Below are 23,401 nucleotides of genomic sequence, written 5' to 3'. Positions count from 1 at the left end.
ATTATTCCAATCGGCCACGAAACCGCCGATGTACAATGCCCCAAGCCCGTGGCAGAGATTTTGCGGAAGATCTACGGACCAAGGGATTGTCTTGCTAAACAAGCATCGCATTCTGTCGTGGTCGAAGGTTCCGAAATAGATGGTCAACCGACTTTCACCGTCTTCGACAGTCTTGGAGCATTCGCCTCGGGCCTTGGTGAAGCCGATGTTCCCTTACAGTGCGTTGCCGCACTCACAAGAATTGCGACCGCGGGTGAGACCAAAGAGTTGGCTATCCACGCCGACACATTGGTTCGGAATGAGCGCGCACTTCTGGTCGCTGATATCGGCAAGCCGGGGCGAGCCATTGCAACAGCTTGGCTTGCGGGCCAAGCTTTCGACTATGTCGGGTCCGATTGGACCCTGCACGCGACCGACACCAATTGTCTGCAAACGCAACAGGGTGCGATTGTGCTGGATAGTTGGGCATCCAAAAACATCTCAAGATTTCCACTCTTAACAACTCGGCCACTGTATGGACCGGCTGGCCAAAGGCTGGTCCAGATCGATACCAAGGCACCGCCGCCAAACCTCTCGCCTGCACTGCTTGTCTTTCCCTCCTTTGAGGATGGGGCCGATTGCCGAGCCGCCGTAATCGACCCTGATGAAGCGGCACTGCTATTGAGCAGCTGCCTCTTAAATGCTGCCCAGCTGGATGGCGGTGGCTTTGACATGGCCAAGACGATGGCTGCTGACGTTCCAGCAGTTTCGTTAAAGTTTGGAGCGCCTGATCAGCTCGACCGAGCCATCGATCTGATCGATGCGCTTCTCGATAGCGGTTTGCCAGCTGCCAAACTCTCCAGCCTGGTGAACGCGGTCTCGGCCGTGGGCGGCGGGCCAGCCAAAGCTGTGTCGATCGCTCCAAAGCCGACCCCACCCCGCGGCAATAAACGCCTGACCATTGGGATGGCCACTTTTGACGACTATGACGGCGTATACTTCACGCTCCAGTCATTGCGGCTGCACCATCCTGAGATCATGGACCAGAGTGAACTCCTGGTGATTGACAACAACCCCACCGGACCATGTGCTGAAGCGCTCAAGGCGTTTGAAAATCGGATTGCGAACTACCGATACGTGCCGTTTGCCGCAACCACCGGACCATCGGCTTCCAAGGCGAAAATCTTCGACGAAGCGACCGGTGACTTTGTTCTCGTAGTCGATTGCCACGTACTGCTTGCTCCTGGAGCGCTGGCTCGCCTTGACCGATATTTCCAGGACAATCCTGATACGAATGACCTGCTTCAAGGGCCTATGGTCCGAGACGACCTTTCATCAGTCTACACGCACTGGGCTCCCAGCTGGCGTCGCGGCATCTTTGGCACCTGGGTTGAAGATGATCGAGGAAAGGACCCCGACGCAGAACCGTTTGACATTCCCATGCAGGGGGCTGGCCTGTTCGCCTGCCGCGCGGAGGCCTGGCCTGGCTTCAATCCGCTGTTCAGAGGGTTTGGCGGTGAGGAAGGCTATCTCCACGAGAAGTTCCGCCAAAACGGTGGAAGAGCGCTATGTCTGCCTTTCTTGCGATGGGTCCATCGCTTCCGTCGACCGATGGGGATTCCCTATCCGCTTGTCTGGGAAGATCGAATTCGTAATTATCTTATTGGTCACAAGGAGTTGGGTCTTCCCATCGATTCAATCATTGTGCATTTCAATGACATAATCGGTGAGCAGGCCGTGCAGGATGTTGTGAGGCGTGTGGACAAGGAACTCGCTGTCGGAACCAGCGACGAGGCGACGGTGCGGGAATGAACAACGACGAGATCGTACGCGGCTTTTGCAAGGTTCTGGACAGTTGTGAGACGCGCTCGCGCGCCGAACTTCAAGCTCAGCACATCACTATGCTCGAGCGCCTGTGCCGTCATGCCTGGCAAACGACGCCCTTCTACAAACAGCGTCTCAAATTGCTGTTTGATGACGATGGTGCGTTTCGCCTTGAAGCGTGGAAGGATGTGCAGCCTCTTACCAGGCGTGAATTGCTGGAAGAATTTGAGAGCCTACGAAGTTCCGATGTGCCCAAGAACTTTGGCGGCCTACTCTTCGCCGAAACCTCGGGTTCGACGGGCCAACCGGTGCGTGCGTTGTGGACCGATACGCAGCAAATCGCAACACAATGTGTCATTCGTCGATTTGATCAATGGAACGCAAGCGAGCCGCACGGACTGATGGTTACCATTTCTGGACGGCCGATTTCCAGCGGACCAACGGAGTATGAAGAGGAGCATTGGGCGCCCGTTTACAAAGCGCTTGGTCAACCTGGAAGGCACGTCAACATCAACGCCCAGTTGCCAACCGATCACCTTTGGAAAAGGCTTGAAGAGATCAAGCCGCAGCATCTCAAAGTCCGGCCGCAACAATTGCTGGCCATCGCAAATATCTACCTAAGCCGTAGCCTTCGGCCCAGCTTCGAACTGGCGACGATTCGCCTTTATGGTGAGCCTCGAGGCAAGAGCGATGACGACACTATTGCCAAGGTATTCGGCACGCGCCCGCTCTCCAACTACTCAGCGGAAGAAGTGGGTCATGTTGCCCTGGAGTGCCCGGATTGCAGGCGATACCATGTTGTCGACGAAGTGACGCATGTGGACGTGGTTGATGATGCCAATCAGCCGGTGGGCGCTGGTGACATCGGCCGAATCCTGACCACACCACTTTACAGCTATGCCATGCCGCTTATTCGCTATGAATTGGGCGATGAAGTTAGGTTGGGCGAGGCTGACTGCCACCGGTCGCAGAGTGTCGATATAGCTGAGATTATGGGACGGCGTGCCGACCTTTTTCACCACCCCGATGGCGGGTTGTTTCGTCCAACAGCACTGGTGCTGACCCAGACAAGCAGTCTGCTTGGCGCTGCGGCAATCCAGATCGTTCAGTTCGACCCAAATCGATTTCTCGTCCGCTATCAGGCGGACGATGTCCCGGGTATTGATGCACGAAAGGGTGCCGTTTCGCAGGTGCAAGACGCCTTTGGATTCCGTGCAAACGTCTCATTGGAGCGCGTAGCGGAAATACCAGCTATGGCCAACGGAAAGCGGAACGTTTTTGTATGCGAGATCCAGAATCCTGACTAGGGCGCTAAGCGGACAGCGCGAACTGAGAGCCCTGCCAACCCTCAGCTCACTCAGATGGGCTTACGCTCGTCAATGGTGCAGCTGTCTGCGCCGCAACATTTGATTCAAAGAGGAAATCCAGCGACGGATTGTTGGGGTCATCCTCACGGTGACGGCCGATCAGTGTGTTGGGTGCGCCAAGGTATACACGCAGTCCACCCCAGATTTCGGCATTGTCATCGCCAAAGCGGCCTTCGGTAAACAGACCCAGCGCGTGCCGCGCACCATTTGGATTGAACTGATACTCAGCGCCCAATGCTCCGGTGAAGTCTTCCTGAATATAGCGAAGGCCAGCATAAAGGCGCAGATCATCGGTTGGGTAGTAGGCCAGATTGGTGATGGTGAAGACGCCTTCCTCAACGTCATCACCGCCCTCCAGACCAACAATTGTCTCGAGGCTGAACTGTCCGAAATAGGCTGCTGCTTCCAGACCACCAGCAATATGTGTGTAGTCATTGTCGTCGATGTCGACACTGGTCAAAGCACCATAGACGCCCAAAAGCCCAACCGATGGGTCACGCCAGAACAGATGAGCGCCGGTTCCAAACACGCCACCGTCATCACCGAGCCCGGCAAGCCCATCAAGCTGGAAGCCAGTCTGGTGGGTAACAGGAAACGAGATGGAGCCCTCCACAAAGCCAGCCCCGAAATCTTCGAACGCGCCGCCGCCAATGGCAAACTTCGCATTCAACTCGGAAACAGCAGGCAGAGTTGGATCGATGCCATTGACTAAAAAATCTGACGCCGTTGCGGCGTTAACACCGAACGCGCAAACAATAATCGCCGTCCAGGACACGCTAGACTTTAGTTCATACGCCATACCAACACCTTACAAACGCGCTAAGCTAATCACGACTCGCGCAACCGCCAAAAATTTTTTTAGCACCGTCGCTAACGCTGCGGCAATGGTTAGTCATGGGGAGTCTGACGGCCCGATCCGATTCCTTGGGAAAGTTGCCCACGCGCCACAAGGTGCCACTCGTTGGACCTTTATTCGCAGGGCACCAGGCAGTCCTTGGAGCACATGCTGCTTAATGACTCCAGGCCTGTCCGATTGCGCCTTATAGCGGCCCAGCCTTTGTGCCTTGGGAGCGGCGGCGCAAACTCTGGAGAACCCCAAAGACGCTCGGTAAGAGCAGCACCGCTAGCGCTGCAAGCAGCAGGATCACCGTAAGCGGTTGGCTGATGAGCGCGCCAAAATTGTCGTCGTTCATGAGGAGAGCACGACGCAGCGAAACTTCGATTATTGGCCCAAGTATCATGCCCAGGATCAGTGGTACTGTTGGCACCGCTAGCACCTGGAAAACCACGCCAACGGCTGCGAACACGAACATGGCGGCCAGCGTGTCCATCCCGCCCACCGCAATGGCGCCGGTGATGCTGATAGTGAGGATGCCAGTGGCCAGCAGCGGATAGGGAAGCCGCACCATCTGTGCCAGGAGCCGCACAAAAAAGAAGGCCAGCACAACAAACATAACGTTGGCGCACAGGACAGACCACAAAAGTGTGTCGACCAAATCCGGGCGCTGAATGAACAAAAGCGGACCAGGCTGGAGGTTGTGGATGGCAAAGGCACCCAGAATAACCGCCGAGGTCGCGCTGCCGGGGATGCCAAGGGACAAGAGTGGGATGAGCGCACCAACGCCTGCCGCGTTGTTGGCGGCCTCAGCTGATGCGATACCTTCCAGCGTCCCTTCCTCATGCGGGTTGGTACGCCGGTCCAGTTGCTTTTGGATGCTGTACGCAATGAAGGAAGCGCTCGTTGCTCCAACACCGGGAAGGATCCCTAAGACCACGCCAATTAGCCATGAGCGTACCAGGGCAAAGCGTAGCGCAAAAAACTGGGCCATCGAAGGGTAGCCAAGCCGACGCAGCGAAACCTTTGTGGCATCCGGACCATCGTCGCCCTGAATGACGTTCATCATAATGCTCGCGACACCAAACAACCCGATGATGGCAGCCACGAAGTCAATACCGTCGGCGAGGCCATCGCTCCACACGAAACGGGAGGTCGACGTGATCCGATCGATGCCGATGGTACCGACAAACAGGCCAATTAAGGATGCGGCAATACCTTTGAGGATCGATTGGCCAAATGCGGCGGAAACGCAAGCAAGGCCAAGAATGGCAAGCGCTGCATAGTCCGCAGGCCCAATCAAAAGTGCCAGCTGTGCCAGACGTGGGGCGATCGAGATCAGAACGACAGAAGCCCCGATCCCAGCCAGGCCGGAACTCACAATCGCCGTGCCCAAAGCAAGGCCGGGCTCACCACGGCGCGTGAACGGGGATCCTTCGATCGCGGTCATAGCGGATTCTGACGTGCCCGGCACATTGAAAAGAATCGCGGTTATGGACCCTGCGAACACGCCGGCACAGTATACAGCAGCAAAAAAAACGAGCGCGTTTTCAGCGGCGATTACGTAGGTGATCGGCAACAGAAGCGCGACGCCAGTGGTGATGTCGAGACCGGGCAAAGCGCCGATGAAAAATCCGACGAGAACGCCCGCCAGCACGAATACCATGGTGGACAGCGTGATCGTAGGAAGGAGCGCGTCAATCATTGTTCAGTGGATGAGCCGGTTCATATCATAGAACATGCCAAGGCCGCGCGGCAGCGGCACGCCAAGGAGCTCGGAGAAAAACCCGATCGCCAGCGCCGTTATTAGGATTGGCGCCACAAGCAGCCACATCCAGCCGCACCGCTGAAAGCCCAGGGCCAATAGCCCAGCTTGAAGCACCAGTGTGGGCAAAGTGAAACCCATAAGTCTGAGTGCCAACCAATAGATTGCAAGCAGCACCAAAATCAGGACGAAATGGCCTGAGGCACGCAGAGCCGTTGGAGGGAGGCCAGGCTGGGACCTAATGTCGCTGAGGATCAGAAGGCAGCCAATCCCCAGACATCCCCATAAATAGGCGAGCGGAAAGTCACCAGGGCCTATCGTTTCATTGCGTGATATGCCGCCGGACAATTCAATGCCTTGGGCCGAGGGGAGAAGCGCGCCAGCCAGAACCACAAGTCCCAAACCGAAGACGCTGGCTGTTGGAACTCGTCTGTTGTTCATGGGCTTCAGTTGCCCAATGACGCAGCGAAGTTCTCGATTTCCAGCCTAATAATATCTTGAAAGGAATTTGGCCCGGCAAAACCAGGCACGATGTCGAGCGAACGGCCGATCTCAAAAGCGCGGTATTGCGGACTGCCTAGGGCCGCCTCGATGGCGGATGCAATCACCTGTTTGATATCCTCTGGCGTTTCCCGGCGCACGGCGACGCCACGCCAAATCGGCGGAGAGACGCTGAGGCCAAGCTCTCCTGCCGTTGGCACCTCGGGCAGTGCATCAATCCGTTGATCGAAGGCAACCAGCAGCGGCCTGACCTGGCCAGCCTCGGCCATTGGCAGCATGACTCCGACCTCGTCATAAGCCAGGTCGAGACGACCGCCGAGCAGATCAGCGTGCATTTCCTGCGCGCCATCATAGGGGATGAAGCGATACCCAATATCGGCCTGTTCCATAAGGATCATGACGGCGCCCTCGTCAAATGAGCCTGCACCAACGCCGCCAATCAGCAGATCTCGACCCTCGTTGCGGGCCATCATGGCCATGGCATTGAAACTCTCTGCCCCGCCGGCAACGGCATTCAGTAGCCCTATATCAACATGAGCCCGAACCAGTGGGCTCATATCAAGCAGCGACAAATCAGCGGCCGCCCTTGTCACTTCAAGGAGAACATAATCTGTGTTGATGCCGAAGATCGTGCAACCATCAGCAGGGCGCCTCATGACGTCCCTATAGGCGACGACACCACTTCCGCCGGTGATATTGAGGACCTGAACGGGCACACCCAGTTCCTCTTCGATGCGCGGCTGAATGGAGCGCGCAAACAGATCGGTTCCGCCGCCTGCCCCAAAGCCAACGATGAACTCGACCGACGGGCAGTCGATCTTGGCTTCCTGCGCCAGTGACTGGCTTGCAGTCAGTAGAGTAAATCCGGCGAAGGCCATTGATACCAAACTTATCGGATTCATAGCGGGCCTTCTTTTTGGGAACAACAGAATGTGACGTGGGTTGCCTACTGGGATCGAACCTTGGCGCTCACTAGCATGTTTTTCACAATGTGCACGACAGGCTAAAAAGGCCGAAGTCTAAATGTCTGCTTTGCCGCCACAAATGGACGGGCGCGAGAATACAGCTCAATGCTCTCGGCCAATTCCAACGCATCTTCGACCTCGACGCCAAGATAACGAACCGTGCTGTCAATCTTGGTGTGACCGAGTAAGAGTTGTACTGCCCGCAGGTTGCCGGTCTTTCGATAAATCAGCGTCGCTTTGGTGCGGCGCATGGAGTGGGTTCCGTACGCTGAGCATCGAAGACCGATCGACTGGACCCAGTCGTCGACCAGACGGGCGTACTGGCGTGTTGAGAGGTGATGTTTGCGATCCTTCCGGCTTGGGAACAGCCAGTCATACTGCTCCAGCCCTTTGAACTCACACCAATCGCGGATCGCATCTCGGGACTGATCCATGATCTCAAATTGGACCGGATTGCCAGTCTTCTTTTGAATGATCTTGGTTCGGCTCCGAACATCGCCACCGGTCCGAACGTCCGAGACCTTCAGGCTTAGCAGGTCGCAGCCGCGTAGCTTGCTGTCGAGCGACAGATTGAAGAGGGCCAGGTCGCGTTTCTTGTTGGCGATCTGAAGCCGGACCCGAATGGCCCAAACTTCACGGGGTTTGAGTGGCGGTTTCTGCCCAACGAGTTTTCCCTTGTTCCAAGGGCGATATGGGGCGGCATATTGCAGTATGACAGCCATGGCTGATCTCCTTTCCGATGAAGATCAGCATTGAAGCACGGGCAAAGGCCAACGGCAGCTTTGCCGCCACGTTCTGGCAATTCTTGAACTTCAGCATAGCCAACTTCCCGGAGATCGGATCGGGTGCGTTTGGCTCGCCTTCGACCCCTAGCCGAGGTTCAAGCTTTAAGTAACAGGTCTTAGCTTTCAAGCCTCGATTGCCGTTCAGTGAATGCAATCAACTATTGTCATCGCTGTGAAACCAACTGCTACCACTTTGATACTGAGTTAGCGGTCAAGCCAGAAGCCAGCACATCGCCAATCGGGGCCGCTATCGCTGGTGCTGTGCATAGTACAGGACCAGCCGTCCTCAGGAACTGATCTACCTTTTGCGCGGTGACAACGGCACCCGCTTCCTGCGCGATACAAAGGCCACCCAAGGCATCCCAGGCATTAAGAGAACGCTCGTAGTAAGCGTCGACGCGGCCATCCGCGACCATCAAAAGTCCAGTCGCTGCCGATCCATGGCGACGGTAGGCTGCGCCAAGCGCATCGAGCTTGCGGTGATCGGTAAGATGGTGATCAAGCGGTGTGTGGCTGTTGGTTCCGAGCATGATGAGCGCACGATTGGGATCGGGTGTGTCCGCGCATCTCACCGGCTTGCCCTCAATGTAAGCGCCGTGGCCGGCCCGCGCCCAATACAGGCAGTCACGCCCGCCATCATAGATGATCCCGAGATGCAGCTGGGTGCCTTCGACCAAGGCCAGTGACACCGCCCAATCTGCCAACCCGCGGATGAAGTTGGTCGTTCCGTCGATTGGATCGACCACCCAAAGTGGGCCATCGCTTTTAGGTCCGCCGAACTCTTCGCCCAACACCCCATCACCTGGAAAGGCGTTGGTCAACTCATTGCGGATCAGCGTTTCGGTGTCGCGGTCAATGGCTGTGACAAAGTCCTGGTGCCCTTTGACATCGACGGCAAGGCTGCCAGCCTGCCAGGCCTTACGTGCTTCTTGGCCAGCCCGTCGCACCACTTCACAGGCAATGGCCAGCCGCGCCTCCAGCGCTTGTGTCTCAAGAGTAGAGGACTGGGAAGCGGGGTGTGTGGAAGTCAATGCGTCGATCTCAGTTTCAAGGTCACGGGAATGCGGATGGTTGTGGGCGGACCATCAGGCGTCTCGATGCGTCGGGCAAGCAGTGTAAGCACTTCGGCGGCGATGGTTTCAGGATCCTGCCGCACCGTGCTCAAGCTTGCGCCAACCCAAGCGGCTTGGGCGATATCGTCATAGCCCATCAAGCCGATGTCTTGAGGTACGGCGAGGCCAGTGACGCGCAAGGCATCCAGCGCGCCAAGGGCCGAGATATCATTGGGTACAAAAAGGGCTGTGCTCCCATCGCGCACCGGCGCGTTTTGCGTGGTCAGCCAGTGCGACACGCATTGCAGAGCAGCGTCATAATCCGAGCCATCCATGAGGATGGTTTCAACGGCGATATCGAACTCGCCGCAGGTCGTCACAAGGCTGTCGACGCGCTCGCTCATCGCATGGGTAATGCGTCTGGGGCGCACAACAACAATGTGGCTGCGCCCTTTTTCTTGAAGGGCCTGTGCCACCATGCGTCCGCCGGCAACATTGTCGCCCGTCACATGGTCAACACGCTCCCAATCTGTGTTGGGCCTGTCCACGAGGATGAGTGGGACCTCATGGGCGGCGCATCGCTCGACAATGGTTTCATCGGGCGAACCGGATGTAATGATGACGCCAGAGACCTGATAGTCGAGAAGGAGCCCGAGGATACGGTCCACCGGCTCGTTTCGTTCAATGCAAAAAAGCAGGGGCCGCAGCCCTTGCGCGACAACTCCTTTGGTGAGCGCCTCAACCTGTGCCGAGCGGTGGGGATTATCAAGGCGCGAGGCGATTATGCCGACAAGGTCGCTACGCTGGCGATTCAGACCACGTGCGATCTGGTTGACGCTGTAGCCAATGTCCTGCGCGACTTGCAGAACGTGGCTGCGCAGCTTTGGCGAAATGTTGCCGTCGGCGGCAAAAGCACGGCTGACCGAAGCGCGGGAAACACCTGCTGCGCGCGCCACATCGTGCGATGTGACGGCCTGTTTGCGTCGGTCCCCAGCGCTCACATTGGCCTCTTATGCTTGCCCGCGTTCAAGCCAATTGTAGTCGGCCAGGAGTTTGAAGCGATCGGGGCGATCCAAGTTTGCAAGGTCAGGTCTATACTTGAAATAGCTTGCCAATTCATCCCAATCGTGGGTCTGGGAATAGATCATTGTTTTCAATCCCATCGCGTTGCAGGTAGCAATCTCGTTCAAATCGTCGCGTGTAACATCAAATTCGATGATCTGCGCGCGGTAATGCTTATGGGCTTCTTCAACTGAGCCATAAAGCCAGAGCGGGGCCATGAGCTGGAGGGATTTGGATCGTGCACGCAGCCATTCCAGCGCGTCGATGTCCGCCCCCCAGAGGAAGACACGGTCGTGCATGCCCGTTGCTTCGATTTCATCGAGAATCGCGCGTGGGCTGGCATATTTGATCTCAATGTAGATGCCGGCCTTCTCATAGGAATGGTCGCGCGCGAGGGTCAGCATTTCGCGCAGGGTCGGTATCTTGGTGCCTTTGCAGGTGTCGGAGAACCAGCTTCCGGCATCCATCTCCCGCAGCTCCGCAAGCGTGTAGTCGGTAACCAGCCCGGTGCCATTGGTCGTGCGCTCCAGCGTCGCATCGTGCATAACGACCAGTTCGCCGTCCTTGCTGGTGCGGACATCAAGCTCGACATAGTCGAGGCGCTGATCAAAGCAAAAGCGGGCGGCTTCCAATGTGTTTTCCGGCGCAAAGGCGTTGGCACCGCGATGGCAGACAAGGGCGATGGGATGGGTTAGCTTGGCAGGCTTCAGGATTTCCGGGCGGTTGGTACAGATGCCAAGTAGCGGTTTTGTTTGCAGAGCTTCGGCCACGTTCAGCCGCTCCTCGTGCCAAGCGACGAGCGTTGCACCGGTATCATGCACGGCGGTGATGAGTTCCTCGGTGATAAGGGCATCAGGCCGGTCGCCCGCTTTCTCCCAGCACAGATGGACGATGTCCGGTTTGGCTTGGTGGGCATAGGCCAGCGGGTCTTCATCGCGGGGAACGAGAACAGCGAGTGGCCATTGGCAACCGGCGTTTCGCAGGTCTGCGATCCAGCCCGCATCGAAAGCGCCGATGACCGCATGCTTAAACCCGGTGGCCTTTAACAGGTTCCAGGTCGCCGGGCCACTCTCAGCATCCTTCAGCTCAATGTAGAGCGCAGTGCCGGTTTCCTCGGCGAGCGCAATGGTTTCATCAAGCGTCGGGATGCGTTCGCCATCCGGCAGCAGGGTCTGTTTCAGTGCTTCGGCGGTTGCCGAGGCGATGGGCCGGTCATCACCGGCGACCCGCCCAAGCGAGGCATCGTGGCTGACGACAACGGTGCCGCAAGCGGCCAGCTGCACATCGATCTCCCACATTTCGGCGCCCAACTCGTGCGCAACGCGAAAGGCTTTCAGCGTGTTTTCGGGCGCATGGTCGCTTGCGCCGCGATGGGCGATGGCCACTGGCAGTGCGTTCTGCGGCCACAGCGTCCAACCGAAGCGGTCGAGGAAGGCTTGCGGCCCGTTCACAGACGTGCACCATTTTCTGAGAAAAGAAGGACGGAACCAGAGTCGATGCCCCAGTTGACGCGGTCGCCGATCTGTTTGTCCGGGATGCTGGCCTGAATGGAGCGCAGATTGCCACCGCCCTTCAGCTTCAACTCATAAAGCGTTTCGCGGCCATGGGCCTCAAAGAAGGTGATTTCTCCTTCGATGGGGACCTCAGCATTGGCCTGGACATGCTCGGGGCGGATACCGGCACGTGCTGCCTGTTGGTCGGGTGCACCGTTGGAAGGAATACGCAAACCGCTCTCTTTGTGAACGAAAGCGCCTTGTTCGATACTGCCATCCAAAAAGGAAATAGGAGGGTTGCCCAGGAAGCCAGCCACGAAGTCGGAGGCCGGCTTGTTGTACATCTCCATCGGTTCGGCGATCTGCACAATCCTGCCTTCTTCCATTATGGCGATGCGGTCCGACATGGACATGGCCTCCACCTGGTCGTGGGTGACGAGCACGGCGGTGATGCCTGTTTCGCGCTGGATGCGGCGGATTTCCGCACGCATTTCAAGCCGCAGCTTGGCATCAAGATTGGCCAGGGGTTCGTCCAGCAGCAGCACGTCGGGCCGGCGGATCAGGGCACGCGCTAACGCCACGCGCTGCTGCTGGCCGCCAGATAGTTCCGCCGGGCGACGCTTCAAATAGGGGGAAATCTGAACAAGCTCCGCCATCTCTTCGACAGCGCGGCGGCGGCTTGCGGTGTCATCTCCGCGAATGCGCAGGGGAAAGCCGATATTTTCGGCCACCGTCATGTGCGGATAGAGCGCATAGGACTGGAAGACCACACCGACATTGCGGTTCTGGCTTGACGTGTCTGTGACGTCCTGATCGCCGAAGTGAAGCCTGCCACCATCCATGCGGTGAATGCCGCAGATAGCAAAAAGCGTGGTCGACTTGCCGCAACCGGACGGGCCGAGCAGCGCCAGCATCTCTCCATCCTGGATGGTGAGATTGAGGTCCTCTATGACAGTGGTTGGCCCAAAGCGCTTGGTGAAATTTTCCAGCCGGATATCCATTGGCCTCTTGTCTCCTTACCCTTTGGTACCGCCGCCATACATGCTGAGCAGGCGCTTCTGGAAGAACACGAACAGAACCAGGACCGGCAGGACATAGAAGACGCCAACCGACTTGAAGAGGTTCATGTTGAAGTTGTTGTCGTCGGCGATCAGGTTCGCCAGATAGACCGACAGGACTTGGACTTCCTGTCCCGGTGCCAACACCTGAGGCAGGATGTATTCCGACCAGCCGTCAAGAAAGGCGAAGAGGCCAAGGGCGAACACTGCCGGCATGACTTGCGGCAAGACCAAGAGCCGCCAGACGGTGAAGCGGCTTGCACCATCCTGCATGCCAGCCATTTCGATCTCCCAGGGAACAGTGTCGTAGAACCCTTTCATGATCCAGATGCCGAATGGCAGAAGTAGTGCTGCTTTCACCAGGATCACACCGCCCAGCGTGTTGTAGAGACCCAGAAACTGCAGCACGAGAAAGATGGCGATCAGCAGGGTGACCGTCGGGAAGGCGTGCAGGATCATAACGCCGGCCAAAAAGAATGCCCGGAACGGAACGTTGAGCCGCGACAGCGCATAGCCAGCCGTCATCGAGATCGAGAGAACGACGGCAGTATGCGATGCGGCGAAGATGAAGGTGTTGAGCGTGACAGCCCAGATGTTCGGGCGGCCTTCAATGTCATGGGTGAGAAATCGCCAATGCTCAAGCGTGAACTCCGACGGCATCAGCGAGCCGGCCTCGGTGTTCGTGACGGTGTCGACGAACAAGAAGACGTACATGAAAGCGAGCGGCCCGGTAAGGATCCCGAGTAGGATCATCATCGGCCAAGGATTGAAGTTGCGCGATATGCTGCTTTGCTGGCTCATTGCGCTTTCCTCACCGCTCAATCCGTGGCGGGCGAACAAGGTTCTTGAAGTCAAAGAAGAAAAGGTAGGCGACCGAAAGAACGAGCCCGATCACCACCAAAACGAGGGCGAGCGCTGCGCCGTAGCCATAGGCAAGGTTGCCGGCATAGTTGGAGAGCGCTGTGTGATAAGCGTGCAGCGCCCAAACCTCGGTCGCGCCGCCCGGCCCTCCATCGGTGGCAAGAAGGGTGTGCTCAAAAGAAGTGAGCAACGAAAGCGACTGATAGGTGGTGATGAAAAGGATCGGCCATTTGAGCTGCGGCAGGATGATATGCCAGATCTGCTGCCAGCGCGATGCGCCATCGACCTCGGAGGCATAGAAGATCTGCTGCGGGATTGCCTTGATGGCCGAAGCGAAGATGAGCATGCCCATGGACGCGCCGACCGTGCCATTGATGATGATGACAAAGGTCCAGGCGCTTGCGGCATCGTTGAGCATCCAGTTGCGCGGCGGCACGCCGAACTGACCCAAGAGCGAGGACAGAAAGCCCGTGTCCCAGGCCAGCCATTTCCACATCAGAACATACAAAACAGCTGGTAGAACGCGTGGCAGGAGCCAGATCGACCGGAACCAGCCGGCTGGCCCCTCCGGCATGTAGTGGGTCGTGATCGCTAGAATGAGCGCAAAGCCGGTGTTGAAGAAGATGAGCGTCGTGAAGACGTAAAAAATCGTGTTCAGGAAAATGGTGATGGTGTCCGGCAGAAGCACCATGCGCTGGAAGTTTTCTGTCGTCCATGACCAGCCAGTCCATGTCGCTTCCGCAACAGCGGCTACCTGATCGGGGCTTAAGGTCAGCCCCATGGTGACAATGGCGGCGAACAGGCTCTCTTCGGTGTCGTAGCGGTTGCCGACCAGCGAGCGCTCAAACTGACTGGCCAGCGCATTGATGTCACGGGTCGAGCGGGGCCGGTTATCAAGGTTCCGAAGGGCGCGGGCGATCTCGCGCCGTGATCCGAAGGTCTGGCCGATGAGCTCTGATTCCAGCTCGTTGACAATTGCTTCTGGCGTGCCTGTTTCCTGAAGTGTTGCGAGCGCGCGTTCATCAACGACAAAGGCCTGAATCTGGAGCGTTTCGGCCAGCTCAGGTTCTTCATGGACAAGCGCCAGCCGCCGCATGGCCCCAGGGTTCACCTGCCATGCGCCGCCAGTGATGCCCGTGGCTGTCGACATGTTGGTGAAGGAGAACACCACTGTCAGAAGCACTGGCACGAGGAAGAACAGGAAGACGAAGGCGGTTGCCGGGGCGAGAAACAGAAAACCAAGCTGCCGGGATGTCATGGTCGCGACGCTCTTCTTGTTGGCGAGGGCAAAAAAGGGTGGGGCGGCCTTAACAGGCCACCCCGTTTTGGCGTTTAGCGGATGGTGATTGCATCGCCCAAGGTGGCGACGAGTTCCGCTTCAGCGTCTGCAACAGCTTCTTCAGCCGTTTTTCGGCCAGTCCATGTTGCTTCCAGATTGGACCACATGACGTCGATGTAGGCACCGAAGTCTGTGTTGTTCGGCTGGGCCGAGGCATAGGGCAGAAGGCGTTCGGTCGCCTCAGAGGCCCAACGGTCGTTGGAGAACAGGTCGATGTCGGATTGCGAACGCGCAATCGACAGGTGAGCTGAGCGGATCGCGTGCAACGTGTTGATACGTGGCTCAGAGGCAATGGTGACCAGCTCAGCAGCGATCTGATGTTTGTCTTCGTCACCTTGGTCGGTGATGAGGTACATCAGCGGGTGGGTGATGGTGTTGGCAGCACCGTCTTCATCACCAGCCGGGATCAGCGTAAACTGGATCGTGTTGAAGAAGTCTTCCAGGCCTTCGCGGCCCGTGTACCGCGCATAGTGCCAGGTGCCGCCGTGCCACAGGCCGGCCCGGCCCGAAGCAACCTCGGAGTACCACTGGTCCCAAGGCGTGCCGATATGGTTCTGGCGGGTTACGCCAGCGTCCACGGCGTCGGCGAAGAACTGGTAGAAGTCCTGCATGGCAGCGCTGTCGAACACGAGCTGGCCGTCTTCTTCAATGGTGCCGCCGAAGGAAAGATAGAACTGCCAGTAGTCTGGACCATTGGAAACGCGTGGATAGAAGCCGTAGCCTGGTTCAACAACGCCAGCTTCCTGCATGGCAATCGCGTCTTCTAAAACGTTCTGAAGGGTGTATTCGCCGTTTTGAACGGCTGCCGGCAGCGCGTCGATTTCGGCATCGGAATAGCCGATGGCGCGCATATGCTCTTTCCAGAAGAAGAACGGGCGGCTTTCAAAGTCCTGCGGGATACCCCAAACGGTGCCACCGAAGGAACCGATCTCCATGAGGTTGGGGAAGATGTCTTTGAGCGGCCAGGCGTCGAGGTTCACATAGTCTTCAACCGGAACGATGATGCCGGCTTGTGACCACGGCGCGATGTCGGTGTGGGAGGTGACGAGGATCTCCGGCGCGTCCCCGGCTTCGGCCGCCAGCGTAACAGCCTGCTTGAAGCCATCCCAGCCATCAAAGCTGGTGCGTCCTTCAATTGTGATGGTGAGCTCTTCACCGCGAATGGCGGCTTCACGCTCAAGAATGTCAGCGGCCATTTCGATGGCGATGGTGCGGTAATCATCAACCGGGCCGGAGCCGCCGGCCCAAACACGGAACGTGTAATCTTCAGCAAAGGCTGCAACAGCCGTGCTGGCCAGAAGGCCGGCTGCAAGTGAAAGACCAGTAGCGGTGCGAAGGATGGTCATCGAACTCCCCTTGGTGCGTCAAAGCTAGGAAAAACGGTTATGTACACGTGTACATATCTGCTTTATGCAGTCCGTCCATGACGTGGGGATGACGGTTCGTGGACAGTTCGGTGAAGATCCGCAATTCTTGGCGCAGAGCTACGTGGAGGACCGCAGAGCAATCGGCGCGCATTCTGCGCTAACTTTGTTGCTATCCGCATTGAGGGTCAGTCTTTCAACCAACTCCGACTACTGTGTCAAAATGTAGGTCAGTAGCTTTGTCCGCTTTGCCGCCCAGAACCGTCAAGTCTCACATGACCGCTTGGAGCCCATTCTACCGGATGTCGCGAAACAGATGAATGTCCGCATAGCGCCAACGAGACAATTTGAATAGACGCCTGATCTTCGGCGGCGCCGTTTCTTTCTTGTGCTATTTTTGCGAACATGCTGTTCGATCTTCCTGACCACGATACGATCTACAAGGCCCTTTTGGCCCGCGATGCATCCTATGACGGGCAGGTTTATGTCTGTGTGTCTTCAACCGGCGTCTTCTGCCGCCTGACCTGTCCGGCCCGCAAACCCAAGCAAGAAAATTGCACGTTCTTTGGAACTATCGGCGAATGTATCGAGGCTGGCTACAGGGCGTGTAAGCGCTGCCATCCTCTTGAGCCAATGGCCCTGGCTGACCCGGCGATTGCAGCGTTGCTCGCGGCCCTGGACGAGCGTCCGGACTATTGCTGGCGGGAAAGTGATATCGAACGGATGGGGTTCGATCTTTCTACTGTCAGAAGAAGCTTCAAACGCCAGTTCGGCATGACATTCCTGGAGATGGCTCGGCAAAGACGGCTCAGGGACGGGTTTGAAAAACTCGCTGATGGCGGCGCAGTGATCGAAGGCCAGCTTGAAGCAGGTTTTGACTCCGCCAGTGCATTTCGGGCGGCGTTCCTGAAATTGCTCGGAAAAGCGCCCGGCGCCCTGTCGGCAGACCCGTTACTCTTTGCTGATTGGGTTCCCACGCCGCTCGGCGACATGGTCTCCGTCACCAGCAAGTCCCAACTTCACCTCCTTGAATTCACCGACCGCAAGGCGCTGCCCAAAGAACTCGAGAGACTGAACAGTTTTGCGAAGGGCCGTCTGGGCATTGGGAGGACGGAACCTGCGGAGCAGGTCAAAGAGGAGCTTTCGACCTTTTTCCGGGGGTCTTCTTCGGGATTTCGTACCCCACTGGCCTATCACGGTTCGCAGTTCAGCGGCGCTGTTTGGGACGCGCTGCGAGAGATACCAGCAGGCACAACGCGCAGTTACAGCGATATAGCAGCCAGCATCGGTCGACCCTCGGCTGTTCGGGCTGTCGCTCGCGCGAACGGGGCGAACCAGATCGCTTTGATCATTCCCTGTCATCGCGTCATCGGCGCAGACGGATCGTTGACCGGCTACGGTGGCGGGCTTTGGCGCAAACAAAAGCTTCTTGAAATTGAACGACAATACCTGCCGAAAAGGGCGAAGGTAAATCATCATGTCACAAGCTGAAAAAGCAACGCGCCTCGCAAGCCTGCATCAAAAAGGTAGTCCGCTGGTTCTCTACAACATTTGGGATGCCGGAGGAGCGAAAGCCGTTGAGGACGCTGGGGCACCTGCCGTTGCGACAGGGAGTTGGTCCATGGCGGCAGCACATGGCTATTACGACGGTGAGGCAATCCCGCTTGATTTCGTTTTGAGAATTGTCGGGCGCATCAGTGCCAGCGTCGATGTGCCCGTGACAGTGGATTTCGAAGGCGGCTACGCGACGGGTCCCGATGAGGTCGCCGAGAACGTCCGCAAGGTCATCCGCGCCGGTGCCGTCGGGATCAATTTCGAAGACAGAGTGGTGAAGGGCGAGGGCTTGCACGCGATCTCCGCACAAACGGCACGCATTCGCGCAATCAAATCTGTTGCCGCTGACGAGGGTATCCTGCTCGTTCTGAATGCGAGAACCGACCTCTTCCTCGGGACCGACCCAGCCAGCCATGCAGACCATTTGGCACAGGCGTTGGAGCGCGAAGCCGCTTACGCAGAGGCGGGTGCTGATTGCTTCTTTGTGCCAGGTCTCACAGACGCGCGGCTCATCTTCGAGGTCACTGAGAGAGCAAGTTTGCCGGTAAATGTCATGATGACGGGGGAACTAGCTTCGATCAAAGACGTCGCTTTACTCGGAGTGTCCAGGGCAAGCTATGGCCCCGGTCCGTTCTTTGAATTCCTCGCCAACCTGAAGGCGGCCTGCACTTCCATCAAATGAAAGCGAACCGGACGTTTGGCCAGCCGCAGCGAATTCACACTTTGTCCGCATAGCTGACGCATGGTCATGTCCGGTTTGCCGCCACTTCAGGACGAAAACCAAGGTCCACTTCGAGCCCAGATTCACCAAATTCGGCGAGACAGCGAAGGTCGGCTTTCAACAAACCTTGTGGTAAGCTCATCTTATGACAGACAACAAGAAACCCACGCATTCCTCCAGCACGAACCCCTATATCCCGAAGGGTGACGGCGACGAAGCTGTGAAAGCATACATCTAGGCGATGCTCGGCTGGAAAGGCACGCTCGGCAAAGAGATCGACGCGACTGTCGAAAGTGCCTTCCCCGAGGTGCGCAAACAGGTTCGTTGGAACACACCGTTCTATGGCAAGGAGGACGGCTGGTTTCTGGCGATGTATTGCTACAAAAACTACGTCCAAATCACCTTTATGACCGGGTCGTCGCTCGATCCGGTACCGCCGATAGCATCCAAGGTAGAAGGTACTCGGTATCTGGACATCTACGAGGATGAGGCTCTCGACAAGGAGCAACTTGCAAGCTGGGTTCACCAAGCCCTGAAGCTTCCGGGACAGAAGCTCTAAAGTAGTCATTCAAGTCGATAGGGCGAACGCCAGCTTTGTCCGCAAAGCTGAAGCTTGGTCATGTCCGCTTTGCCGGCCATTTGTGGACGTTGCCCCCCATGTTTTTCTGCACCACTTGTTGGCGTGCGGGGATGCGAAGCTATATGAGGAGGCGAACCGTTTGACGTGACCTGAAAGGCCCAACCTGTGACCCTGCTCATCCTTTTTGTCGTGCTGGCGATAGGTGTGTCCTTTCTCTGCTCCATTCTCGAAGCGGTGCTTCTGTCGATCACCCCCTCCTTTGTTGAGGCCGCCGAGGAAGATCGTCCCAAGCTCGCCCAAAAGCTCCGACGCCTGCGCACCGATATCGAGCGGCCCTTGGCCGCCATCCTTTCGCTCAACACCATCGCCCACACAGTCGGTGCCACCGGCGCAGGCGCGCAGGCCGCCATGGTGTTTGACGATGCAGGCGTTGGTATATTTTCCGCACTCCTGACCCTCGGCATCCTCGTTCTTTCTGAAATCATTCCCAAAACGCTAGGCGCCACCTATTGGCGCCCCCTCGCCCCCTTTGCCGTGCGGGTTCTGCCCTGGCTCATCATCGCTCAACTGCCGCTGGTCTGGATGAGCCAGTGGATCACGCGGCTGCTCACACGCGGCAAAATTGAAGCAGAGGTCTCACGCGATGAGATCACAGCGCTGGCCACGGCAGGTCAGCGTCTCGGCGTGGTGGAAGAGGATGAAACGCGCGTTGTCGCCAACCTTTTCCGCCTGCCTGAAATCGCCACCAAAGAGGTGATGACGCCGCGCACGGTGATCGAGCATGTGCGCGCTGAGGCGACAATTGCGGAGGTTTTGGCCGAACGCGATGTGTTCACCCACTCGCGGCTGCCCGTTACTGGGGAAACAATCGATGATGTGCGTGGCTTTGCGCTCACGCGTGACCTGCTGCTGGCCGCTGCTCGCGGCAAAGGCGAGCAAACCGTGCAAACCTTCAGCCGAGAGATACCGCGCGTTTCTGAAGGAACCGACCTCGACAGCCTTCTCGACAGCCTGATGGACCGGGACGCTCACATCGCTTTGGTTGAAGATGATTATGGCGGGACGGCGGGCCTCGTCACCATGGAAGATGTGCTGGAAACCCTGCTCGGCACCGAGATCATGGACGAGCACGACAAAGCCGCCGACCTGCGAAAGGTGGCCCGCGCCCGCGCCAAACAGCTGCGTAAAGTTGAAGATGGCGCGGCGGCTGAATAACGCCAAACCACCAAACAACAACGGCTGATCAGATAGCGTTTGTCAGCGCCTCAATCGTCGATCCGTTTAAGCCCCTCGCGGAACCGGGTGGCGTTCTCCACATAGTGCGCGGCGGATTTCTCCAGCATCGTGCACGCGCCATCACCCAGCTCTTTGACCTCGCGAGCAGGCACGCCAACAGCCAAAGAGCGCTCGGCAATCGCTTTGCGCTCCGACACCAGCGCATTGGCACCGATGATTGCATTGCTGCCAATTGATGCTCCGTTCAGCACCGTGGCTCCCATGCCCACCAGCGCGTAATCGCCAAGCGTGCAGCCGTGCAGGATGGCGCGGTGACCAACCGTGCACCCGCGCCCGACCGTCAGCGGAAAACCGGGGTCGGTGTGCATCATCACCATGTCTTGGACGTTAGTGTCCGGACCGATATCGATCCACTCATTGTCGCCGCGTAGCACCGCGCCAAACCAAACATTGGCACCAGGGTGCAGCCGCACCTTGCCGATTACCCGCGCTGATGGCGCCACCCAAACGCTTTCAGGGTCGATGATATCTGGCCGCACACCATCAAGTTCATACAGCGCCACGGTCTATCCCCTCGTTTCAACGCCCGATCCTGTCCCAAGATGAGGCTCACCTTGGAATCTGTCACGCAACGGTACAGGGGTTAGCGCCACCCTGTCACGTCATCACAACGGCAAAGCTGAGCACCACAACGCCAGCGCAAACGCTCCAAACAGTGGCGATGAAGAAGCTAGCAAAGAGCCACCCCAAAGGGCGACGCTCGATGAGACGTCCGCGCACCGCGTTGCGTGTGATGATATATGGCGCTGCCCAAACAATCAGGACAACCCGCCAAATCGCCCCAAAAAGCGAGGCTTCCGGCACATCGCGCACCATCTCAAAACGCGCCGGTCGGTTGGCCAGAAGCTGGTATCCAGTTGCCAAAAGAGCAGCAACAACAAAGCCGCACGCAGCAGCATAGGTGAAGAGAAGCGGTTCGCTCATGAAGGAAGGTCCTGTTTCACTTTGCGCCACTGCCGGGCGCTTGAACCAGGACGCCGCAAGGACCGTGCCGGATGGTAAACCAGGTGTTAACTCAGAGCGCCGTATTTTCACGGCATGATCCAAGCTGACCACCCTATCCTACGTCACGACCGCGGTTTTGCGATCTTGCCGTTCTCCTTTTTGACCGGCGCGCTCATCCTCTTAAGTGCACTGTTTATCGGCCATGCAAGCCTACGGCACATGGGTTTGGTGGTGTCCACCGGCAGCATTGAGCGCGGGGAAGAAGCCTCGTATGAGCTGGTCATTGGTGGCATCAATTTCCGCGTGCCAACCGGCTATCTGCGCTTTGCCGAGCAGCACAGAAATGGGGTCTTGCCGGGTATCGATCTGGCCCTTGCTTGGCCAACTATGGCGCCACTGGGCGACGCTGAAACGCTGCGCAACACGCCACGCGAGCACATTGTTTTCATCGGCATCAGCGATGTCGACGGCGCGATGGACACCACCGATCTTCTCGGCACGGTCTACCGTGAGGTCTTTGTCGGCCCTATCGAGCACACGCAAAGCGGCCTGGTACGTCGCCAACTCGACCCGCAGGCCGGTTATGTCGATGAAACCGTGCTTTATGACATTGCGACCGGCTCAGGCTTTGCCGCTCGCTGCGCAGGTGGCGGCGAGACGGTATGGGAAACCTGCTACCGCGATGTGGTGCTAACCAACGGCCTGACGGTTACCTACCGCTTCTCACCCTCGCTCTTGGAGCAATGGCGCGACCTTGATGAGAGCATTTTGAGCTTTCTGCTGATGCTCGCCCGCTCCAGCCAAGACTACGAAGGCTGAGGCCTATGAAGGCGGCCAATAGCCTCTAATTCAGGTCGAAATCCAAGATCGCCATGGTGAAGTTGTAAGACAGGTCGTCCTCGTCCTCATCATCTTTATGAATGAGGCCAACAAACTCTTCACCCACATAGACTTCCGCGGAATCACCTTTGCGTGGCCGTGCCCGCACGGTGATGGTGGGCGAGTCGAACAGGCGCTTCAGATAGGCTTCCAGCTTCGATAGTTCCTCGGCTTGCATAGCCTACTCCTTGGGTGTGCAAATCAGTGAATGTGGCAGCATGTAAGCGCGATGGCTGCTTGGTTGCAACGCCATCGCGGCCGCTTGATCAGATGCCAGACCCGCTATCCACATGGCGTTCATGCGGCACGGTCTGGTCCATGCTCAGCGATGGCATACAATCAGGGCCTTTGGGTTTGGCCATACTCACGATCTTAGCCGGGATACCGGCCACCGTTGCCAGCGGTGGCACGGAGTCAAGCACCACGGAACTGGCGGCCACGCGCGAGCCTTGGCCAAGCGTGATGTTACCAAGCACCTTGGCACCGGAGCCAACCAGCACACCACACTGAACCTTGGGGTGACGATCACCACCCTCTTTGCCTGTCCCACCCAGCGTCACGTTCTGCATGATGGACACATTGTCGTCGATCACCGCTGTCTCACCAATGACGATGCCAGTGGCATGATCAAAGAAAATACCGCCACCCAATTGGGAGGCAGGGTTGATATCAACCTGGAACACGGCGCTCATCCGGCTTTGCAGATAAAGCGCCATATCTTTGCGCCCATCCTTCCACAGCGCGTAGGAGAAGCGCTGGGTTTGCAATGCCTGGAACCCTTTGAAGTAGAGCAGCGGTTCAACATAGCGGTAGCAGGCAGGATCGCGGTCGTAGACGGCCTGCATATCAGCTGCCAGGTGCTGGAAGATATCTGGATCTTTTTGCAGCGCCTGATGCAACAGCTTGCAGAGCGCCTGATCGGCCCAAAACGCATCGGCAAGCCGCGAGCAAAGCACGGCAATCACCGCATCTTCCAAGCTTGTGTGCCGCAGCACCAAGGCGTCGAACATGGGGGCGGTTGCCGGGTCACGGTCAACGGCGGCGAGCGCATCGTCGCGCACAGCTCGCCAGATCGGATCCTGCGGGGTGACCAATGGCACGTCAGAGGAAAGGTCTGCGGCCTCATTCGGATGGCTGTGTTTGTTCATCTCAAGGAGAGTTATAGCTGGCTGAGAA

Annotated in this window: 23 protein-coding genes; 7 read left to right on the top strand and 16 right to left on the bottom strand. The window is 57.7% G+C overall.

Annotated features, from left to right (window positions below; genetic code table 11):
- Window positions 1-117: 117 nt before the first annotated feature.
- Both ABWH92_RS11955 and ABWH92_RS11950 read left to right on the top strand, forming a co-directional pair.
- The gene (locus tag ABWH92_RS11955; RefSeq protein ID WP_375568643.1) at window positions 118-1,791 is read left to right on the top strand and encodes a glycosyltransferase family 2 protein; all 1,674 of its coding nucleotides are present in this window, start codon (window positions 118-120) and stop codon (window positions 1,789-1,791) included.
- Window positions 1,788-3,110, top strand: coding sequence for a hypothetical protein (locus ABWH92_RS11950; protein WP_375568641.1), 1,323 nt, complete (start codon window positions 1,788-1,790; stop codon window positions 3,108-3,110). The genes ABWH92_RS11955 and ABWH92_RS11950 overlap by 4 nt, the downstream gene beginning before the upstream one ends.
- Before the next feature lie 46 nt (window positions 3,111-3,156).
- Here ABWH92_RS11950 and ABWH92_RS11945 read toward each other — a convergent pair whose 3' ends face one another.
- From ABWH92_RS11945 to ABWH92_RS11890, 12 genes are all read right to left on the bottom strand, one after another.
- The gene (locus ABWH92_RS11945) at window positions 3,157-3,969 is read right to left on the bottom strand and encodes a hypothetical protein (protein WP_375568639.1); all 813 of its coding nucleotides are present in this window, start codon (window positions 3,967-3,969) and stop codon (window positions 3,157-3,159) included.
- A gap of 241 nt (window positions 3,970-4,210) precedes the next feature.
- On the bottom strand, window positions 4,211-5,710 hold the full coding sequence (locus ABWH92_RS11940) for a tripartite tricarboxylate transporter permease (protein WP_375568637.1): 1,500 nt from the start codon (window positions 5,708-5,710) through the stop codon (window positions 4,211-4,213).
- Window positions 5,711-5,713: 3 nt separating this feature from the next.
- Complete coding sequence (locus ABWH92_RS11935; protein WP_375568635.1) at window positions 5,714-6,211, bottom strand: tripartite tricarboxylate transporter TctB family protein; 498 nt, start codon at window positions 6,209-6,211, stop codon at window positions 5,714-5,716.
- Between the two features lie 5 nt (window positions 6,212-6,216).
- Entirely contained in the window at window positions 6,217-7,173 is a 957-nt protein-coding gene (locus ABWH92_RS11930; protein WP_375568633.1) for a tripartite tricarboxylate transporter substrate binding protein, read from the bottom strand.
- 101 nt (window positions 7,174-7,274) lie between these two features.
- Window positions 7,275-7,958: a tyrosine-type recombinase/integrase gene (locus ABWH92_RS11925; protein ID WP_375568631.1), complete on the bottom strand. Its 684-nt coding sequence runs from the start codon at window positions 7,956-7,958 to the stop codon at window positions 7,275-7,277.
- A 248-nt stretch (window positions 7,959-8,206) separates the two neighbouring features.
- A complete protein-coding gene (locus ABWH92_RS11920) occupies window positions 8,207-9,052 on the bottom strand; it encodes an inositol monophosphatase family protein (protein ID WP_375568629.1) in 846 nt (281 codons plus the stop codon).
- Window positions 9,049-10,074, bottom strand: coding sequence for a LacI family DNA-binding transcriptional regulator (locus tag ABWH92_RS11915; protein WP_375568627.1), 1,026 nt, complete (start codon window positions 10,072-10,074; stop codon window positions 9,049-9,051). Before ABWH92_RS11915 ends, ABWH92_RS11920 begins: the two co-directional genes overlap by 4 nt.
- 9 nt (window positions 10,075-10,083) lie before the next feature.
- Complete coding sequence (locus ABWH92_RS11910) at window positions 10,084-11,586, bottom strand: glycerophosphodiester phosphodiesterase (protein ID WP_375568625.1); 1,503 nt, start codon at window positions 11,584-11,586, stop codon at window positions 10,084-10,086.
- Window positions 11,583-12,629, bottom strand: a complete 1,047-nt coding sequence (locus tag ABWH92_RS11905; RefSeq protein ID WP_375568624.1) for an ABC transporter ATP-binding protein — start codon at window positions 12,627-12,629, stop codon at window positions 11,583-11,585. The genes ABWH92_RS11910 and ABWH92_RS11905 overlap by 4 nt, the downstream gene beginning before the upstream one ends.
- 15 nt (window positions 12,630-12,644) lie before the next feature.
- A complete protein-coding gene (locus tag ABWH92_RS11900; RefSeq protein WP_375568622.1) occupies window positions 12,645-13,487 on the bottom strand; it encodes a carbohydrate ABC transporter permease in 843 nt (280 codons plus the stop codon).
- A 10-nt stretch (window positions 13,488-13,497) separates the two neighbouring features.
- Window positions 13,498-14,805: an ABC transporter permease subunit gene (locus ABWH92_RS11895; protein ID WP_375568620.1), complete on the bottom strand. Its 1,308-nt coding sequence runs from the start codon at window positions 14,803-14,805 to the stop codon at window positions 13,498-13,500.
- Window positions 14,806-14,879: 74 nt separating this feature from the next.
- The gene (locus ABWH92_RS11890) at window positions 14,880-16,232 is read right to left on the bottom strand and encodes an ABC transporter substrate-binding protein (RefSeq protein WP_375568618.1); all 1,353 of its coding nucleotides are present in this window, start codon (window positions 16,230-16,232) and stop codon (window positions 14,880-14,882) included.
- Between the two features lie 423 nt (window positions 16,233-16,655).
- On the opposite strand from ABWH92_RS11890, the gene ABWH92_RS11885 reads away from it, so the two are divergent.
- The 4 genes from ABWH92_RS11885 (at window position 16,656) to ABWH92_RS11870 (ending at window position 20,320) form a co-directional block, all read left to right on the top strand.
- A complete protein-coding gene (locus ABWH92_RS11885; protein WP_375568616.1) occupies window positions 16,656-17,741 on the top strand; it encodes a bifunctional transcriptional activator/DNA repair enzyme AdaA in 1,086 nt (361 codons plus the stop codon).
- A complete protein-coding gene (locus ABWH92_RS11880; protein ID WP_375568615.1) occupies window positions 17,728-18,486 on the top strand; it encodes an isocitrate lyase/phosphoenolpyruvate mutase family protein in 759 nt (252 codons plus the stop codon). The genes ABWH92_RS11885 and ABWH92_RS11880 overlap by 14 nt, the downstream gene beginning before the upstream one ends.
- 280 nt (window positions 18,487-18,766) lie before the next feature.
- Window positions 18,767-19,084 carry a DUF1801 domain-containing protein gene (locus tag ABWH92_RS11875; protein ID WP_375568614.1) on the top strand — a complete coding sequence of 106 codons (318 nt, stop codon included), beginning with the start codon at window positions 18,767-18,769 and terminating at the stop codon, window positions 19,082-19,084.
- Between the two features lie 186 nt (window positions 19,085-19,270).
- A complete protein-coding gene (locus tag ABWH92_RS11870) occupies window positions 19,271-20,320 on the top strand; it encodes a CNNM domain-containing protein (protein ID WP_375568612.1) in 1,050 nt (349 codons plus the stop codon).
- A gap of 50 nt (window positions 20,321-20,370) precedes the next feature.
- On the opposite strand, the gene ABWH92_RS11865 is transcribed toward ABWH92_RS11870, so the two are convergent.
- On the bottom strand, window positions 20,371-20,904 hold the full coding sequence (locus tag ABWH92_RS11865; RefSeq protein ID WP_375568610.1) for a gamma carbonic anhydrase family protein: 534 nt from the start codon (window positions 20,902-20,904) through the stop codon (window positions 20,371-20,373).
- Window positions 20,905-20,998: 94 nt separating this feature from the next.
- The gene (locus ABWH92_RS11860) at window positions 20,999-21,325 is read right to left on the bottom strand and encodes a DUF6949 family protein (RefSeq protein WP_375568608.1); all 327 of its coding nucleotides are present in this window, start codon (window positions 21,323-21,325) and stop codon (window positions 20,999-21,001) included.
- A gap of 114 nt (window positions 21,326-21,439) precedes the next feature.
- Between ABWH92_RS11860 and ABWH92_RS11855 the strand changes: the two genes are divergently transcribed.
- The gene (locus ABWH92_RS11855; protein ID WP_375568607.1) at window positions 21,440-22,165 is read left to right on the top strand and encodes a hypothetical protein; all 726 of its coding nucleotides are present in this window, start codon (window positions 21,440-21,442) and stop codon (window positions 22,163-22,165) included.
- A gap of 25 nt (window positions 22,166-22,190) precedes the next feature.
- Here ABWH92_RS11855 and ABWH92_RS11850 read toward each other — a convergent pair whose 3' ends face one another.
- Both ABWH92_RS11850 and epsC read right to left on the bottom strand, forming a co-directional pair.
- Window positions 22,191-22,403, bottom strand: coding sequence for a DUF3126 family protein (locus ABWH92_RS11850; RefSeq protein WP_375568605.1), 213 nt, complete (start codon window positions 22,401-22,403; stop codon window positions 22,191-22,193).
- Window positions 22,404-22,491: 88 nt separating this feature from the next.
- A complete protein-coding gene (gene epsC, locus ABWH92_RS11845) occupies window positions 22,492-23,373 on the bottom strand; it encodes a serine O-acetyltransferase EpsC (RefSeq protein WP_375568603.1) in 882 nt (293 codons plus the stop codon).
- Window positions 23,374-23,401: the final 28 nt, after the last annotated feature.

This window comes from Ahrensia marina, assembly GCF_042140245.1.
Taxonomy (GTDB): Bacteria; Pseudomonadota; Alphaproteobacteria; order Rhizobiales; family MH13; genus MH13.
This window is presented reverse-complemented; position numbering and strand designations above follow the sequence as displayed.